The organism is Polaribacter sejongensis (assembly GCF_038024065.1).
In the GTDB taxonomy this organism is placed as follows: Bacteria; Bacteroidota; Bacteroidia; order Flavobacteriales; family Flavobacteriaceae; genus Polaribacter; species Polaribacter sejongensis.
The window spans coordinates 90,252-107,734 of the sequence record NZ_CP150667.1; the positions used below are offsets into that span (position 1 = coordinate 90,252).

A 17,483-nucleotide genomic window follows, 5' to 3' on the forward strand; every position below is an offset into this window, starting at 1 on the left:
AATCAAAATTTGGAAATGTAACCAATTTACATACATATTATGCATCATAATAAAATAACAAAAGTAATAACTTTTGATTATATTTAAATCACCTAAAAAGGACGCTAAACTGTTACTTTATAGGTCGATGTTTTAGGTAAAGAAAAAGCATCAGCAGATAAAGTAGAAGTTAAAGACGGAAAAGTAATTATAGATTCAGAATTTGATCTTGTTTTGTTAGAAAAATAGTAAAATTTAATTATTAAAGTAGTAACGCAAACGGTCAAAATTTATTTTTGGACGTTTTTTTTATGCAAATTGATTTATTTTCAGGGCGCTACCTAAAGGTCGGGCTTTACACTATATCTTTTTGAGAAAAACAAAAAGGATGCCGTTTCAATCCCTAACGCAAGCGAGTTTACTAACAATAGAGCAAAATAAAAGAATGCAATAGAATTTTAAAAGTTTTATTAAGAAGGTTGTTTTTCATCTGTATTTGAACTCTTTTTTTCTATTTATTAAAAAAAGAAAAACCAATCAAAAAAATAATACAAATATCTGCAAGAATAGCGCAAACAGAGCGTACTTTTGTACTTGCTAAAAAACAGCGTATTTAGAAGCAATTTAACTAGCAATTATTCATAAAATAAAGATCTATTAGAAAATGGCATAATTGATGAATAGATAAACAAAGTAAGTGTGTTATTTAGATATTACAAAAAAAAGTTGTAAATTATAATATCAAGTACACAAAAAAATATCATTAAAGTTGGTTGCTGTCAGCTTAAAACGGTGTTTTTTTTGATAAAATAAAGAGTCATTTTGTAAAATGACAAATAAAGAAATAATATGGGAACATTGGTAAATAATTATATTTTTAAAGCATTAGAAAGTTACCCTTTCGATTTAGAGGAGGTAATGGAAGCTTTAAACTTTGCATTATCTTATGATGATAAAAATACAATGGCATTAACTTTAATGGGAAGAGTTTATGCGGAAAAGTTGTATAAATATGAAGAAGCAATTGTATATTTTAAACAAGCTTTAGCAGAAAATATTCATGCTTTTGAGGTATATACACCTTATATTAATACACTTCTATGGAATGAAGATTATAAAGAAGTAGAAGATTTTATAGATTTTGCCTTAACAGTAAAAGGATCTGATAAAGCACTTTTATATTTAAAGAAAGCAATTTTACATGAGCAATTAAAAGACTATAAAACAGCTCTTACTTTTATAAAGTTAGCAAAAGAGCATACTTTTAATTCAGAATTTATGGCAGATATTGTTATAGAAAAAGAGAGAATAAAAGGAAAAATGCCTAAGAAAAAGAAAGCAAAAGCAACAAAGAAACCCGGTAAGACTCCTAAAAACAAGAAATAAGTTTAAAAGAGCTGTCTAAATAAGGATTAAATCTTGATATACTTATCTTGTTTCTGTAGATGAACTTACTGAAGTTCAATCTTCATAAGAATCTGAAATAAATTCAGATTGACATTTTTTTTAGACAGTTTTTTTTATTCAAATAAAGCGTCTAGAGTTAAAACATCTAAAACACCATCTACAAAAAGGTTGTTTTTTTCTTCAAAACCTTTAATCGCATTTAAAGTTTCAAGCTTATAAACCCCATCTAATTTTATCTCGAAACCCTTTTTATTTAATTGTTTTTGAACTTCAAAGATTAAAGCACTTTTGTACCCAGAAAACATTGTTTTATCAGGATTAAACATACTTTTAATTTTGTTAACTGCAATTGATTTTTGGTGAGATTTTAAGTCGGTCCCCGTATTTTCTAAAAATTGAATTTCTTCATTAGACAAACCTTTCGTTTTTAATACAGCAGATTGTTCTAATTTGCTTTCATAAAATTTAAGAGTAGCAACCTTATCAGCATAGTTTTTAAGTGCTAATTTAGTTTCTTCTGTATCCTCTTCTGGAGTTCTAACATCAATATTATTAGCTGTCCACTGCAGTTTTACAAAACTATTTAAATCTTCAATAGCTTTATAATAATTAATAACCGTTTCCTGGTTGTAGTAAGCGTTATCTATTTCTTTTGTCGTTTTATAATCAACATTCGGAGAATTGAATCTTTGATATTGAGAATACTGTCCGTATCCAATAAAAAAGGCAATAATCAATAAAAGTAAAATAATTAATTGTTTCATAAGGTTTGATTATTGTCTGTTAGCTATTAACAAAAATAAGAAAAAGAATAGGTTAGGAGTGTCTTCTATTAGAAGAATCTCTAATAAGTAATTCTACATCTAAAATCTTTTTGGTAAGTGTTTGTTTTACAACATCATTTTTAACATGTTCTAAAAAAGAAAGCGCAGCTAGTTTCCCTATTTCCTCACTATGTTGCTCTATACTTGTAATAGAAGGGGTAACCATAGAACTAAAAGGTTCATTACCAAAACCAACCAAAGCTATTTCATCTGGAATACTAATTTTTTCTTCATTTAACACTTGCAACGCACCAAGAGCTGCATAATCTCCAGCTACATAAACAGCGTCAGGTCTATGTTCTAATGCTAGTAATTGATGCATTTTTTCTCTACCATCTTCAGTTGTTAGGTTACTTTCTATTAATAACTCATCTATGAGAGGTAAGTTGTGTTTATTTAAAGCATCTATATATCCTTTAATTCTGTTGTTAAAAATTCGGGTACGTTTAAAACCACCAATATGTGCAATTCTTTTACAACCTTGTTCAGCAAGATGTGCTACTATTAAATGACTACTGTTGTAATCATCAATACCAATATAATCTACATTTAAATCATTTTCTCCACGATCAAATGTAATTAAAGGAATTCCTGCTTTTTTTACTTTTTCAAAATAACTTAAGTCCACAGTTTCATTTGCCATAGAAGCAATAATACCATCTACTTGCGTAAATAATAAAGTATCTATACTAGCACATTCTTTTTTAAAAGACTCGTTAGATTGTGTGATTATAATGTTATAGCCTTCTTTATTTAGTACTTCTTCTATATTTTGTATTACAGATGAAAAAAAATTGCTATTTGTTCTAGGTACAATTACACCAACAAGTTTACTTTTTCCACTTCTTAGCGCACTTGCTAGGTGATTGGGCTGGTAGTTTAGGTTTTTTGCAACTTGTCTAACGGCTTTTTTTGTTTTCTCACTTATTCGCGAGTCGTTATGTAATGCCTTAGAAACAGCTGCTGGAGAGATGTTTAAAACACTTGCAATATCTTTTATGGTAGTTTTCTTTTTGATAATACTTTTTTTTATATATTTGCTTAATCGATTAAGCAAATATAATTCGATATTTAATATAATCAAAACGATAGTTCATTTCTTTCCTTTTGATTTTATTTTGAAACATTGCTTAAACGTTTAACCAATTAACTATAATATTTAAAAAAGGATTAAAATGGCAAAAGTAGTAACATTCGGAGAGATCATGTTAAGATTAGCTCCTCAAGGATTTTTAAGATTTTCACAAGCAAATAATTTTGATGCAGTTTACGGAGGTGGAGAATCTAACGTAGCAGTATCATTAGCAAACTACGGAATTGATGTAGATTTTGTAACGCGTTTACCAAAGAATGATATTGGTGAGTGTGCAATGATGGAAATGCGTAAAAGAGGTGTTGGTGTAGATAAGATTGTTTATGGTGGAGACCGTTTAGGAATTTACTTCTTAGAAACTGGTGCTGTATCTAGAGGGTCTAAAGTGGTTTATGATAGAGCGCATTCTGCTATTGCAGAAGTAGAATCTGGAATGATAGATTGGGATGCAGTTTTTGAAGGATGTGAATGGTTTCATTGGACAGGTATTATCCCTGCAATTTCTCAAGGTGCAGCAGATGTAACTTTAGAAGCTTTAAAAGCAGCTAGTGCAAAAGGAATTACTATTTCTACAGATTTAAACTACCGTGCAAAATTATGGAATTTCTGTGATGACGCGCATAGAGAGTCTATTATGACTGAATTAACTTCTTACTGTGATGTAGTTTTAGGAAATGAAGAAGATGCAGAAATGCATTTCGGGATTAAGCCTGATGGAGCTGCAGTTCAAACAGCAGGACATGATGTAAAAGCAGAAGCTTTCTTATCTGTTTGTAAGCAAATGATGGAGAAATTTCCAAGAGCTAAAAAGGTAATTACTACTTTAAGAGGTTCTATTTCTGCGTCTCACAATACTTGGGCAGGAGTTTTATATGATGGAAATGAAATGTTACAAACACGTCAATACCAAATTACAGATATCGTTGATAGAGTAGGTGGTGGAGATTCTTTTATGGGAGGTTTAATCTACGGATTATTAACATACCCAGATAACGATCAAAATGCATTAGACTTTGCAGTTGCTGCATCTTGTTTAAAACACACTATTAAAGGTGATGCAAACTTAGTTACAGTTGCAGAAGTAAATAAATTGATGGGTGGTGATGCATCTGGAAGAGTAGCTAGATAAATCTAGTTTCTTGTTTAACTGTTAAGTAGTTTACGCTATTTAACAGTTAAACAAATTTATAACTGTACACATACTAATTTTAAAATCAACGATAAAATATGAAGAAATCTGTAGCTATAATGTGTGGAGGTGGTCCTGCTCCAGGAATTAATACAGTAATTAGTACTGTTGCTAAAACCTTTATGAAAGATGGTTATAAGGTAATTGGTGTTCATCATGGATATCAAGGATTGCTTTCAGAAAATCCTGAATTGGAGATTTTCGATTTTCATCGTGCAGATCGTATTTTTAGTAGAGGTGGTTCTAGTCTTATAATGAGTAGATTTAAACCTAAAGACAGTGATTTTAAAGCAGATTTTTTTAAGAAAAATAATGTAAAATTATTGGTTACTATTGGTGGAGATGACACAGCTTCTACAGCAAATAGATTAACCAAATATTTAAAAAGTGAAGCGTTAGACGTTAGGCATATTCATGTACCAAAAACAATAGATAACGATTTACCTTTGCCAGATAGAAACCCAACATTTGGTTTTCATACAGCAAAAGATGAAGGTGTACGTATTGGAAATACGGTTTATGAAGATGCAAGAACTAGTGAAAATTGGTTTGTAATGTCTGCAATGGGACGTTCTGCTGGACATTTGGCGTTTGGAATTGCTTCGGCATGTCATTTCCAAATGGTGATTATTCCAGAAATGTTTAACAAAACAACCATTACATTTGAGAAGTTAATCAATATGATTATTTCTTCTATTATAAAATGTAAAGTTATGGGTGTAGAATACGGTGTCGCTTTAATTAGCGAAGGTGTTTTTCACTTTATGGAAGAAAAGGAAATCATCAATTCAGGGATTAATTTTACTTATGATGATCACGGACATCCAGAATTAGGGAACGTAAGTAAATCGCATATATTTAATTACTTACTGCAAGTTAAATTAAAAGAAATAGGATTAGATATTAAATCTAGACCAGTAGAATTGGGGTATGAATTAAGATGTTGTAATCCTATAGCATTCGATTTAACCTTATGTACTTTACTTGGTATTGGAGTTAAAAAATTATTTGATCAAGGTGCTACAGGTTGTATTGTAAGTGCTAATTCTAATGGAGATATTTCACCTTTATATTTAAAGGATTTTGAAGATGAAAACGGTAAAATTCCACCAAGATTAGTAGATATTAATTCTGATATGGCACAATTATTCATAGAAAACTTATTCTTCTTAAAAGAAAAGGACTATGAAAATGCGAAAAAATATGTTACCAATCCAGAAGCATACGATTTCAAAAAAATATTAAACTGGAGTTAAAATTGTTAAAGGGTTTAATTGTTAAATTGTGTAACTGTAACACTCAGGTACAATTCAACAATTACACAATCAAACAATTACACAAATAAACGATTACACAAATAAACAATAAAAAAATGGCACAATTTTCAAGATTAGAAGTAGCGCAAGTAATGAAAGAAACAGGAATGATTCCTTTATTTTTTCATAACGATATAGAATTAAGTAAAAAAGTATTAAAAGCATGTTACGATGGTGGAGCTCGTTTAATGGAGTTTACAGCACGTGGAGATTTCGCTCACGAAGTTTTTGGAGCGTTAACTAAATACGCTATTGCAGAATTACCAGGTATGATTATGGGAGTTGGATCTGTAACAGACGCAGGAGCAGCATCTTTATACATGGCTTTAGGAGCAAACTTTATTGTAACTCCGGTTTTAAGAGAGGATATTGCAATTGCTTGTAACCGTAAAAAAGTATTATGGTCTCCTGGTTGTGGTACTTTAACAGAAATTACTAGAGCGGAAGAATTAGGATGTGAAATCGTAAAATTATTCCCTGGTGATATTTATGGACCACAATTTGTAAAAGGAGTAAAAGGACCTCAACCTTGGACTAGCTTAATGCCAACAGGTGGAGTTTCTCCAACGGAAGAAAACTTAAAAGGTTGGTTTGATGCAGGTGTAACTTGCGTTGGAATGGGATCTAAATTAATTTCTAAAGAAATTATAGCAAATGAAGATTACGCTAAATTAGAAAAAGATGTGAGAGCAGCTTTAGCTATTGTAAAAGCAGTAAGAAAATAGTCTAAACTATTTTTATAAATTTAAAACTCCAACTGAAAAGTTGGAGTTTTTTTTGTCTTTACAATTAAATATGGTCTATACTTTTTTGCATTTCGTCGATACTTTAACATTTCTGACCAACCACCTAAATAATACTCAATTAAATTAACTTAGATTTGTATACATAAATTTAAAACCTCTGTAATGTCCAAAAGCTTAAAAATATTATTAATAGAAGATAATCTTATTGAAATAATGAAAATGAAAAGAACACTTTCATTATTAAAATTAGAACATACAATTCAAGAAGCTAAAAATGGTGAGGAAGCTTTAAAAATCTTAGAAGATAAAAGTAATTTTCCTGATTTAATTTTACTAGATTTAAACATGCCAAAAATGAGTGGTATAGAATTTTTATCTATTCTAAAAAAGGATGAAAATATACAGCATATTCCTACTGTAATTTTAACCACATCAGATAATCAAAGAGATTTAGACCAATGTTATAAAATTGGGGTTTCTGGTTATATTTTAAAACCTTTAAAATATGATGATTATGTTCAGAAAATTGAAAAGGTTTTATCTTATTGGAGTACAAATGAATTAAAAAAATATTAAAGATGAAAGGGATAGTTTTTACAGAGTTTTTAGATTTAGTTGAGGAAAAGTTTGGTTTAGAAATGGTTGATAAAATTATTTCTCAATCAGAATTGGCTTCTGAAGGAGTGTATACATCTATAGGAACCTATAGTTTTTCTGAAATGTTACAATTGGTAACTAACTTAAGTGGTAATACAGGTATTTCTACAGATGATTTACTTCTAGTTTATGCAGAACATTTTTTTTCCGTTATAAAAACGAGTTACCCAGGTCTTTTAGAAACATATAAAGATCCAATAGAAATGTTAGCGTCTATTGAGAACCATATACATGTAGAAGTTCAAAAAATATATCCAGATGCAGAACTTCCAACATTTGTTGTCGAAGAAAAAACAGACAACTCTATTATAATGCTTTATAAATCTAGCAGAGCGATGCATCATTTTGGATTAGGTTTAATGAACAAAACTTTTGAACATTTTAATTCAAAGGCATCTATTGTTTTAGAGAAAATTAAAGAAGACGGAACAGAAGTAAGGTTTATTGTCCACAAAATTTAAAAAAGGATTTATTTATATCAGAATTTTTTTAAGAGCTAAAAATAAATTAAATTTAAGAGCTATATTATAAAAGAAATATAAAATGAATACCCCCTTAAAAGAAAATCAAGACCAAATAGGAATATTACAACGCGCTCTAAAACGCGAAAAAGCAGCAAGGAAAGCTGCCGAGAAAATTCTTGAAGATAAGTCTAGGGAATTATATTCTAAATCTGAAGAGTTAACAGAACTTTTAAATGAGAAATCATCTACACTAGAAGGAGTTTTTAAGAACATTAATGATGCATATTTAGTTATGGATTTATATGGAAATGTTTTAAAGATGAATGAAGTTGCTGTAGAAGTTTTTGGCTATGATATAAATGAAGAGGCATTTAATCTTTCAAAAATTGTTTACAAAGAAGATTTAGAATATACCGCTAAATCTTTTAATAAATTATATACAGAGGGTTCTTTTAATGATTATACCGCAAGAATTGTTGATAAGAATAATAATCTAAAATGGATAGAAGTAAATTGTTCTTTAATTTATAATAAAGAAAATAAACCAATTGCTGCCCAAGGTATTATTAGAGATATTAGCGAATGGGTAAGGATGAAAAAGCAATTAGAAGATCAAAAACACCAGTTAAGTATTATTATTAATAACTCTCCTATCGGTATTACTTTATCTAGAAATGATCAAAAAGGATTATTATTAATAAATAATTCTTTAAAAGAAATGTTAGGTTATTCTTCAGAAGAATTTGATAATATTAAAGTTGGGGATTTAACGCACCCAGAAGATATAGAAAAATCTAAAAAACTAACAGATCAACTTTATAGAGGAATAATAAGTACTTATAATTTAGAAAAAAGATATATAAAAAAGAATGGCAATATTTTATGGGCAAAAGTTACAGTTACTGCCGTAAAAGATGACAATAATATTATTAACTATAATGTAGTTACCGTAGAAGATATTGAGAAAGAAAGATTAGATAAAGAAAAAATTATAGAGTCAGAAAATAGATTATCTGCGCTTGTTTTAAATTTAAATAGTGGTATTATTTTAGAAGATGAAAATAGAAAGATAGTTTTATCGAATACCAAGTTTTGTCAACTATTTAATATAGATGTACAACCAACTGATTTAATAGGTATGGATTGTAGAGAAGCATCTGAACAAAATAAAGTGTTATTTAAAGACTCTTCTAATTTTGTTCAAAGAATGAATGAAATTGTAGAAAATAAAGTAGCTGTTTTTGGTGAAGAACTAAAAATGGTTGATGGTAAAATTTTAGAAAGAAATTATACACCTGTTATAGTTAACGGAAAAATAAAAGGTTATTTATGGGCATTTAGTGATGTAACCTTAGAGAAGAAATATAACTTAAGTTTAGAGGTCGAAAAAGAAAAATACAGCAATATTATAGCCAACATGAATTTAGGATTGGTAGAGATTAATATAGATGATCAAATTTCGATGGTAAACCAAAGTTTTTTAGAAATGTCTGGTTATGCCAAAGAAGAATTATTAGGAAAAATAGGTCGTGATATTTTTACATTTAACGGAGATTTAGATATTATAAAAGATCAAAAAGAAAAACGACTTAGAGGTGAGTCTACTTCTTATGAACTTAAAACGAAAAATAAAAAAGGAGAAACTAAATATTGGTTGGTAAGTGCTGCTCCTAATTACAATTTATTTGGAGAAAATATTGGGTCTATTGCCTTGAGTCTTGATATTACAGAAATTAAAAAATTAGAATTACAAAAAGAACAAATTTTAAAAGAACTAGAAAATAGTAATGAACACTTACATGAATACGCACATATTGTTTCTCATGATTTAAAATCTCCGCTTAGAAGTTTAGAAGCTTTAATTTCTTGGATTAAAACAGATAATGAAGGGAAATTTGATGAAATGACACTGCAAAATTTTGACCTTTTAGAAACAACACTTGAAACTATGGAAAAATTAATTTCTGATGTTTTAGAGTATTCGAGTGCAGGATCTAGTACACAAGAAGATCAAGAGGTAAATTTAAATACTACGTTATGCGATTTACAAAAGGTTTTATTTATACCAGAAAACATCTCTGTAAACGTATTAAAAGTATTACCTGTTTTAAAAGGAGATAAAACCAAGTTTCAACAATTATTTCAAAATTTTATAAGTAATGCTATAAAATTCTGTGATAAAGAAACAGGACTTGTAGAAATAGATTATAAAGATAAAGGTACCTTTCATCAATTTTCTGTAAAAGATAATGGTATTGGTATAGAAAAAAAATATCATAGTAAAATATTTGAAGTGTTTACCTCTTTAAATAAAAGAAAAGATTCAACTGGTATAGGGTTATCAATTGTTAAAAAAATAATTGATTTACATGAAGGAGAAATTTGGTTAGAAAGTGAATCAAATAAAGGAACTACTTTTTACTTTACCATAAAAAAAAAACTAAATGAAGACCGTACAACTTAAAAAGCATAAAAATACTGATTGGAAATATTTATCAGAGAAAATAGATTTAATAGCACCGTTAGTCCTTGTTTTTGGTAATCGATATTTATTAGAAGATAAGTCTATTTTTGAAGAAATTAGAACTATTTTTAAAAATGGACATATTGTTTTTGGTTCTGCTTGTGGTGATATTTCTTCAGAATCTATTGATGATGAAACAATAACGATTACTGCAATAGAGTTTGAGAAAAGTAGTTTTGTAATTAAGACATCTAATGTTTTAAGTGAAGATTCAGACGCTAAAATAGATAGTTTTTCAGTTGGTAAAGAATTAATAAGTCAATTGCCAAAAGAAGGTTTAAAGCACGTTTTTGTACTCTCTGAAGGAAGTTTTATAAATGGTAGCCAATTAACTAGAGGAATGAATGCCGCTACTGACAATAATTTATTAATTACAGGTGCTTTGTGTGGTGATGATGCACGATTTGAAAAAACAATTTCTTCTTACAACGAAAATCCTAAACCAGGAGAAATGGTGGCAATAGGTTTATATGGAGAAACCTTAGAAGTTACATTTTCTATTAATGGAGGTTGGACACCTTTTGGACCAGAAAGAGTAGTAACCAAATCTAAAGGAAATATTTTATATGAGTTAGATAATTTACCAGCTTTAGATTTATATAAGAAATATTTAGGTGAAAAATCTAAAGAATTGCCAGGTGCAGCATTGTTATATCCTTTAAATGTAAAATCTGAAGATGGTACAAATACAATTGTGCGAAGTATATTAAATATAGATGAAGAAGAGAATTCTATGATTTTAGCAGGTGATATCGTAGAGGATACTAAAGTACAATTAATGATGACCAATGTAGATAACATTGTAAATGCAGCAGAAAAAGCAGCCATAAATGCTTTGGAATTTAGAAAGAAGAAACCAGAATTAGCAATTTTAGTAAGTTGTATTGGTAGAAAATTAGTTTTAGACCAAAGAGTAGAAGAAGAAGTAGAAGAAGTAATGGAAGTTGTTGGTGATACTGCAACGGTTACAGGGCTGTATTCTTATGGAGAAATAGCGCCTTTTATAGGAGAAAATAGTTGTCAACTGCACAACCAAACCATGACTGTTACATTAATAAGCGAGTAATGAATTCTTTATTAAAAAGACAAATAAGAAAATTTCTTCCCAAAGAATTGCAGTCTAATAAAGAATTAGACCAATTTTTAGGAGCTATAGATAAATCTTACAGTACTTCAGAAGAACAGTTTTTAATGTTGCAAAGAGCAACAAAATTTAGTTCAGATGAATTGTATAGTGCTAATGAACAATTAAGAGAGGAGTCTAATTCTCAAAAAAAAGTAATTTCAAAGTTAGAAAGTGTAATTGATAAATTACAGTTTTACGATTTAAAAAGTAATCGTCCAAAAGAGGGGATAGATTCTTTAAAATTGGTTGATTTTATAGACAATCAGACCAAGGAAATTATTAAAATAAATCAGCAGAAAGACAAGCTTTTAAAAAACTTAGAGCGTCAAAATCAAGAGTTAAATGATTATGCACACATGGTTTCTCATGATTTAAAGTCGCCTTTGCAAAGCATTGAAGCATTGACTGCGTGGGTCTTAGAAGATTATTCTGGGGTTTTAGATGCTGCCGGAAAGGAAAATTTACAATTTATTAGGGAGAATGTAGAGAAAATGGATACACTTGTAAAAGGAATCTTAGAATACTCTACAATCGGTAGAATAGAAAAAGAAATTTATAATGTAAATTTAAATGATTTAGTAAATAACCTAATAAAGAAAAACGAAAAATTAAATAGTGCTACTTATATAATTCCTGAAAGATTACCTACCATAAAAGGGGATAAATTTAGATTAGAGCAATTATTTTTACATTTATTAGACAATGCTGTAAAATTTAATGATAAAAAAGAACCTACGGTAGAGATAGGTTTTACTGAAGATTCTGATTTTTGGAAATTTTACATAGAGGATAATGGAACTGGAATTGATAACAAATATTTTGATAAAATATTTGTTGCGTTTCAAAAATTAGAAGATGATTATAAATCTACTGGAATAGGTTTGTCTATCGTAAAAAAAATTGTTGAAGTATATAATGGAGAAATTTATCTAAAATCAGAGCAAAATGTGGGTTCTACTTTTTACTTTAGCATAAAAAAATAAAGATGGAACAACCAAACTTAATATATATAGAACAATTAGCTAGAGGAGATGAATCTATTAGAACAGAGCTTATTGGGGTGATTAAAACAGAGTTTCCTGAGGAAAAGAAAGAATACCATGATAGCTTAGAGCATAAAAAATTTAAAAAAATTGAAGAAAATGTTCATAAGATTAAACATAAAATTAGTATTTTGGGACTTGAAAAGAGTTACGAAATGGCAAATAAGTTTGAACATAATCTTAGAGAACAAAGTTTAGAAGGTCAGGAAGATTTTGATGAAATTTTAAAAGCAATTTCAGACTATATAGAAACTATATAAGTTGTATGAATTGTATTATTATTGATGATGAAAAAATGGCAAGGGCTATTATAAAAACCCTTTGTAATGAAGTTAAGTCGTTAAACGTTGTTGAAGAATTTTCTGGCGCTATTGAAGCCATGAAATATTTGATAGAAAATACGGTAGATTTAATTTTCTTAGATATTCATATGCCTGGTTTTAGTGGATTAGACTTTATAAAAACCTTAAAAAATCCACCTAAAATTATCTTAACAACTTCAGATCCTAAGTTTGCCATTGAAGCTTTTGAGTATGATTTTATTGTAGATTATTTATTGAAACCGTTAGGATTACCTAGATTTAAGAAAGCTATTCTTAAAGCAGAAACTAAAACGATTTCTATTAATGAGCCTAAAAAAGAAGTTGTTGAGTCTAAAAAAGTTGATAACGATTTTTATATTAATATCGATCGTAGATTAATAAAAATAGACTTACCAAGTATTTACTTAATAGAAGCTAAAGGAGATTATATTAAAATAAAAACAGAAACCAAAGATTATACAGTTCACTCTACACTTAAAAAAATAGAAGAGAAGTTGCCCGAATCCCTTTTTTTAAAAATACATCGTTCATATATCATTAATATTAAAAAAATTATAGATATTGAAGATAATAGTGTTCTTATTAAAAAAGATGTAATTCCTGTTAGTAGGTCTAAACGTCCAGAATTAATGAAAAGATTAGATTTACTTTAATGGTTTATCTAAACACTTCTTACAACTTATCTATAGTTAAAGTGTAAGCAACTAATAATCAATAAATTTAGTGTACTTCCTGCTTATTTTTGTGATATAATGGAACATATCATAAAAAAAATAGTACTTTTTATAACTTTTATAGCATGTATAAACTTAAATGCTCAATTATACAAAGTCGATCGATTTAGTAGTGAAGTAAGTGTAATAGAAAATCAAATAAAATTTAACAATAATCAGTTCTCTAAAATTGATTATATAAATTCTCTAGCTGATTATTTACCCAAAACAGGAATAAATCATACAGAAGCGGTACTTGTTTCTGGTTCTAAGGAATTACTCGCAACTACAATCATTAAAAAAAATATTACTCTAAATTATTATCAAGGAGATAAACAAGTGTCATCTGTTATAGCTACTGAAACAGAAGGCGGTATTTATAATCATTTTAAAGCAATTTGCAACAGGTTTAATGGCGTTAGTTTAGATAGTGTTAATACTATTTTAATTAAAGAACATAAATTAATAAAAACTAAAATTAGCAGCGTCTCAGGTGAAACAGAATATACTTTAAGTTTTTCTATTAACACACATAGAAAAGAGCATGAGTTGTTTAGTTTTTGGAACATAGACCAATATCCTACAGGGAATTATCAAAATTATTTTATTTGGGGAAGTTCTTTCGCTCAAGTTTATTCAATCGCAAATTATATCATAGAACAACATACTGAAAAAAATAACTTAAAAAGTACTTTGGTAACTAAGGTATTACCTAATGTTTTTGTAAAAAACGGAACTTATTCTAATGGTATTGTTCATTTAAATTTGGTAAACAGAACACAAGAAAAATCCGTAAATTTTGTTGGGAATATAGCAGAAACTGAGATTTCAGAGCATGTTAAAGTGGCCAATACGTTTTCTTTGTCAGGAGGTTATAATGAAGTTTTATCAATACAAACAGGCGTTTTATTTGATATTGGTTTTTATTTAGAAACTTCTTCTTCTACTCAAAAAGATGATTTGTATTTGGCAGGTGGAACATGGGGTTTAGATTACTTGAAAGAATATGTAATGGTTTCAAACTTTGAAGTACATACTTTTGAAAGAGAATTAAAAGAGGATGTATATGAAGTAGAAAGAAGTGTAAAAGCAGTTGGAGAAGTAAAAGGTAATGTTAATTTATTTAGGCACCTTTTACCCGAAAATAAAACTTTAAATGTAGATAAATATGACTTTTTAAATTTTAATATAAAAAATAATGAGCCTATAGAGATTATAATTATGTCTAATGGAGATAGAGACTGGAAAAATAGATTACGTTACACGATTCCGGCTAATTTAGAAGAAAAGTTTTATAGTATTTCATTTTTAGATTTTGTAGATGGCCGAGGAAACAAAGCTGTTATTAAAGATATTAAAACAATTGTATTTTCTATTATAGGCGATTATACCAATTATAAACCTTTTAATTTTGATATAAATAAAATAGCATTCACGGTTAATAATGATTTGAGTACAGATGACTTTACATCAGAGAAGAATAATAATTTAATAAATTACCCAAATCCCTTTACAAATTTTACAACTATCCAATTACCATTTACTTCAAACAGTATTCTAATTCAGGTATATGACATAATGGGGAGGGTAGTAGATGTACAAAATATAAGCACAAATTCTTCTTCTATAAAAGTAAAATACATTGCACCTCAATTAAAAAAAGGAGTTTATAAATACAGATTGATTGATGATAAGAAAAATCAACATTTCGGAACCTTTATCGTCAACTAGTCCCCCAATCTAAGTAGGAATGTTGTTGGGCAAAAGATTTTCCTTTTGCCCTTATTTTTTATATAATGGTTTTTTTAAGAAAATCCATTTAAATCGGATTCCAAATTCAGTATATGTAAAACTTGCTGTTGTAGTCGCTGATGCGGCAGCAGAAGCTATATTACTTTGTAAACCATAGATGTTTAATAAAGCACGTTCAGAAAATTTATACCCTAAATTACTTTGAACTCTGTATGTACTTTGAGCATCATCATTTTCTATATATTGCAAACCAGTAGCAGCTGTTAAACCATAAAACCATTCTTTTTTCTTAGCTGCAGTTTCATCTTTTATAAGGTTTACAAAAATCTCAACTGCATTAAATTTACTCGGACTAAAATAATTATCTTTAGATTCTTTAAAAGAAATATTTTGATAATTAAGCCCTGCTTTTATAGAAGGTTTTGCAAAGATATTATAGTAAAGAGAAGTAAATAAGAGGTTTCTAACGTTTTCATCACTTTGCCAAGTATAATAATATTGTGTAAACCAACCTAAATTAAAGTTGGTATTTAAGCTATAATTTAAAATAAGATTATTTTGTACAATTTCATCATTCAGTAATGCTGCATTAAAATTTTGAACATCTCTTTTGTACCCTAATTCTAAACTTTGAAGCTTAAAAGGTTTTATATTAAGTGAAATATCTGTTAATAGTTGATTGTATTTTTTTGATTCTGAATCAGAAGAAGTAATACCAAAACTACCTTTTAAGGTTAGGTTGTTTAGTAATTGATAAGAAACACCTAACAATAAGTTATTTGTAGTGGCTTTTAATGAGTCAATTTGATTATTAAGAGTTGTTCTAAAGTTATAGTTTGCTAAAATTTTAAACTTTGTAGAAAACAGAACTTCAGCTTTCAGGTCGTATGCATTTGCTTCGTTATCTCCATTGTCATAAGAATAAGAATATTTGGTTTCTACAAATGGCGTAAAACTTAAATCTAGTTCCTTTATAAAATTAGAAGCATCTTTTTGTTTTTCATAAAAGGTTAGTGTATTTTCTGCACTTTTGTATGCATTATTATAAAAACCAGATGCTTTTAAAGCATTTGCTTTTCCTAGATTTCCATCAAAAGAAGCACTGTCTTTTTTTAAGATTAAATTATAATCTGCTATACTCTTCTTAAAATCACTTTTATAGATGTTTAGAGTTGCTCTTAAAGAAAGCATCCAGTTTTCTGGGTTTTTATTATCATCTAATAGTTTATCAATTTCAGTTTTGGCAGACGTATATTTTTTATTCCAAATTAAAGCTTGAATATATCTTTCTGTGGTTTGATTTTTTAAGGTTTCAGAGGTGTTTTTATCAATACTTTTTAGCGCTGTTTTACTTACAGTTAATGCTGTTTTATCATCACCATCTAAGTGATGTGCTAAAGCTATTCCATTTAATGAGATAAGTTTATCTTCTGGCTTTTTACCTATAATTTCATAAGTGTTTTTTGCTTTTTCTATTTGTTTAGAAATTAAATATAAATTAGCAAGGTTTAGTAACGTTTCTTTATCGTCTTTAAATGAAGTGAAATTTTCTTTTAAAATGGTTTCTGCTTCCTCATATTTTTGATTACTTACTTTCTTACTTGCCAATCCTAATCTCATGTATTTTTTAGAAACCAAAGCATTAGGATTGCCAGGAAGTACGCCTAAGGCTTTGTCTACATTTATTAAAGCAGCGTCAAATTCTTTTAAATTAGATAAGGTATTAGCATAGCCTAATAATGCAGCAAAGCTTTTATCATTTTCCTTTAGTAATTTTTGGTAATAAACTTTTGCATCAGGATAATTCTTACTCCAAAGCAAAGACTCTGCATAATTAAGTTTTACTTCAAAATCTGTAGGGTAATCTTCTAATAAGTTGGTAAAAAGTGTTACGGCAGCAGTTGCTTTACCATTTAGACCTATAGCTCTTCCGTAACAAAGTCTGGCCGTTTTATTTGTAGGATACTCTTTTAATATGTCTTTAAAAAAAACTTCGGCCTCCTTGTATTTACCTGTTTCTAAATAGGTAAAGCCCTCTTGCATATCTTGACTAAAACTTTGTATACTAAAGAAAAGAAAGAAGATAAGTGTAGAATATAAGAATTTCATAGATTTTGATTTTGCTTTGGCAAGTTAAGCATTAGTAATTAATCATTAAACTATATAAAAGTGTTTTTCAACTTAGAAATGTATTATTTTAGAGGATCTAGATGATATTTGTCTAAGTATTACTTAAAAATTGAATGTTACTAATATCAGTAATTTTTAACTAATTGTAAAATAATAAAAGAATACTTGTGATTGTAAAGAAATTTATAATAATTTTA

Annotated in this window: 15 protein-coding genes; 12 read left to right on the top strand and 3 right to left on the bottom strand. The window is 28.4% G+C overall.

Features of this window, described 5'->3' with window-relative positions; all coding sequences use genetic code 11:
* The first annotated feature begins 828 nt into the window (after positions 1-828).
* A complete protein-coding gene (locus tag WHD08_RS00370; protein WP_165730676.1) occupies positions 829-1,365 on the top strand; it encodes a tetratricopeptide repeat protein in 537 nt (178 codons plus the stop codon).
* 134 nt (positions 1,366-1,499) lie between these two features.
* Here WHD08_RS00370 and WHD08_RS00375 read toward each other — a convergent pair whose 3' ends face one another.
* Positions 1,500-2,150 carry a peptidoglycan-binding domain-containing protein gene (locus WHD08_RS00375; RefSeq protein ID WP_208889687.1) on the bottom strand — a complete coding sequence of 217 codons (651 nt, stop codon included), beginning with the start codon at positions 2,148-2,150 and terminating at the stop codon, positions 1,500-1,502.
* 52 nt (positions 2,151-2,202) lie between these two features.
* On the bottom strand, positions 2,203-3,231 hold the full coding sequence (locus WHD08_RS00380; protein WP_208891252.1) for a LacI family DNA-binding transcriptional regulator: 1,029 nt from the start codon (positions 3,229-3,231) through the stop codon (positions 2,203-2,205).
* A gap of 154 nt (positions 3,232-3,385) precedes the next feature.
* On the opposite strand from WHD08_RS00380, the gene WHD08_RS00385 reads away from it, so the two are divergent.
* The 11 genes from WHD08_RS00385 to WHD08_RS00435 all read left to right on the top strand — a co-directional run bounded on the left by WHD08_RS00385 (position 3,386) and on the right by WHD08_RS00435 (position 15,135).
* Complete coding sequence (locus WHD08_RS00385) at positions 3,386-4,432, top strand: sugar kinase (RefSeq protein WP_165730680.1); 1,047 nt, start codon at positions 3,386-3,388, stop codon at positions 4,430-4,432.
* 98 nt (positions 4,433-4,530) lie between these two features.
* Complete coding sequence (locus tag WHD08_RS00390; protein ID WP_208889686.1) at positions 4,531-5,748, top strand: 6-phosphofructokinase; 1,218 nt, start codon at positions 4,531-4,533, stop codon at positions 5,746-5,748.
* 116 nt (positions 5,749-5,864) lie between these two features.
* The gene (locus WHD08_RS00395) at positions 5,865-6,533 is read left to right on the top strand and encodes a bifunctional 4-hydroxy-2-oxoglutarate aldolase/2-dehydro-3-deoxy-phosphogluconate aldolase (RefSeq protein WP_165730684.1); all 669 of its coding nucleotides are present in this window, start codon (positions 5,865-5,867) and stop codon (positions 6,531-6,533) included.
* 183 nt (positions 6,534-6,716) lie between these two features.
* Positions 6,717-7,130 carry a response regulator gene (locus WHD08_RS00400; RefSeq protein ID WP_208889685.1) on the top strand — a complete coding sequence of 138 codons (414 nt, stop codon included), beginning with the start codon at positions 6,717-6,719 and terminating at the stop codon, positions 7,128-7,130.
* Positions 7,131-7,132: 2 nt separating this feature from the next.
* Complete coding sequence (locus tag WHD08_RS00405) at positions 7,133-7,672, top strand: heme NO-binding domain-containing protein (protein ID WP_208889684.1); 540 nt, start codon at positions 7,133-7,135, stop codon at positions 7,670-7,672.
* An 82-nt stretch (positions 7,673-7,754) separates the two neighbouring features.
* Positions 7,755-10,139 (top strand): PAS domain-containing sensor histidine kinase, encoded by a 2,385-nt coding sequence (locus tag WHD08_RS00410; RefSeq protein ID WP_208889683.1) that lies wholly within the window; start codon positions 7,755-7,757, stop codon positions 10,137-10,139.
* On the top strand, positions 10,120-11,265 hold the full coding sequence (locus WHD08_RS00415) for an FIST signal transduction protein (protein WP_208889682.1): 1,146 nt from the start codon (positions 10,120-10,122) through the stop codon (positions 11,263-11,265). The genes WHD08_RS00410 and WHD08_RS00415 overlap by 20 nt, the downstream gene beginning before the upstream one ends.
* Positions 11,265-12,308 carry a sensor histidine kinase gene (locus tag WHD08_RS00420; RefSeq protein ID WP_208889681.1) on the top strand — a complete coding sequence of 348 codons (1,044 nt, stop codon included), beginning with the start codon at positions 11,265-11,267 and terminating at the stop codon, positions 12,306-12,308. Before WHD08_RS00415 ends, WHD08_RS00420 begins: the two co-directional genes overlap by 1 nt.
* A gap of 2 nt (positions 12,309-12,310) precedes the next feature.
* Positions 12,311-12,628 (top strand): Hpt domain-containing protein, encoded by a 318-nt coding sequence (locus tag WHD08_RS00425; RefSeq protein ID WP_208889680.1) that lies wholly within the window; start codon positions 12,311-12,313, stop codon positions 12,626-12,628.
* 5 nt (positions 12,629-12,633) lie between these two features.
* Positions 12,634-13,344: a LytR/AlgR family response regulator transcription factor gene (locus tag WHD08_RS00430; RefSeq protein WP_208889679.1), complete on the top strand. Its 711-nt coding sequence runs from the start codon at positions 12,634-12,636 to the stop codon at positions 13,342-13,344.
* Between the two features lie 99 nt (positions 13,345-13,443).
* Positions 13,444-15,135, top strand: a complete 1,692-nt coding sequence (locus WHD08_RS00435; RefSeq protein ID WP_208889678.1) for a T9SS type A sorting domain-containing protein — start codon at positions 13,444-13,446, stop codon at positions 15,133-15,135.
* Positions 15,136-15,186: 51 nt separating this feature from the next.
* On the opposite strand, the gene WHD08_RS00440 is transcribed toward WHD08_RS00435, so the two are convergent.
* Positions 15,187-17,265 carry a tetratricopeptide repeat protein gene (locus WHD08_RS00440; protein ID WP_208889677.1) on the bottom strand — a complete coding sequence of 693 codons (2,079 nt, stop codon included), beginning with the start codon at positions 17,263-17,265 and terminating at the stop codon, positions 15,187-15,189.
* Positions 17,266-17,483: the final 218 nt, after the last annotated feature.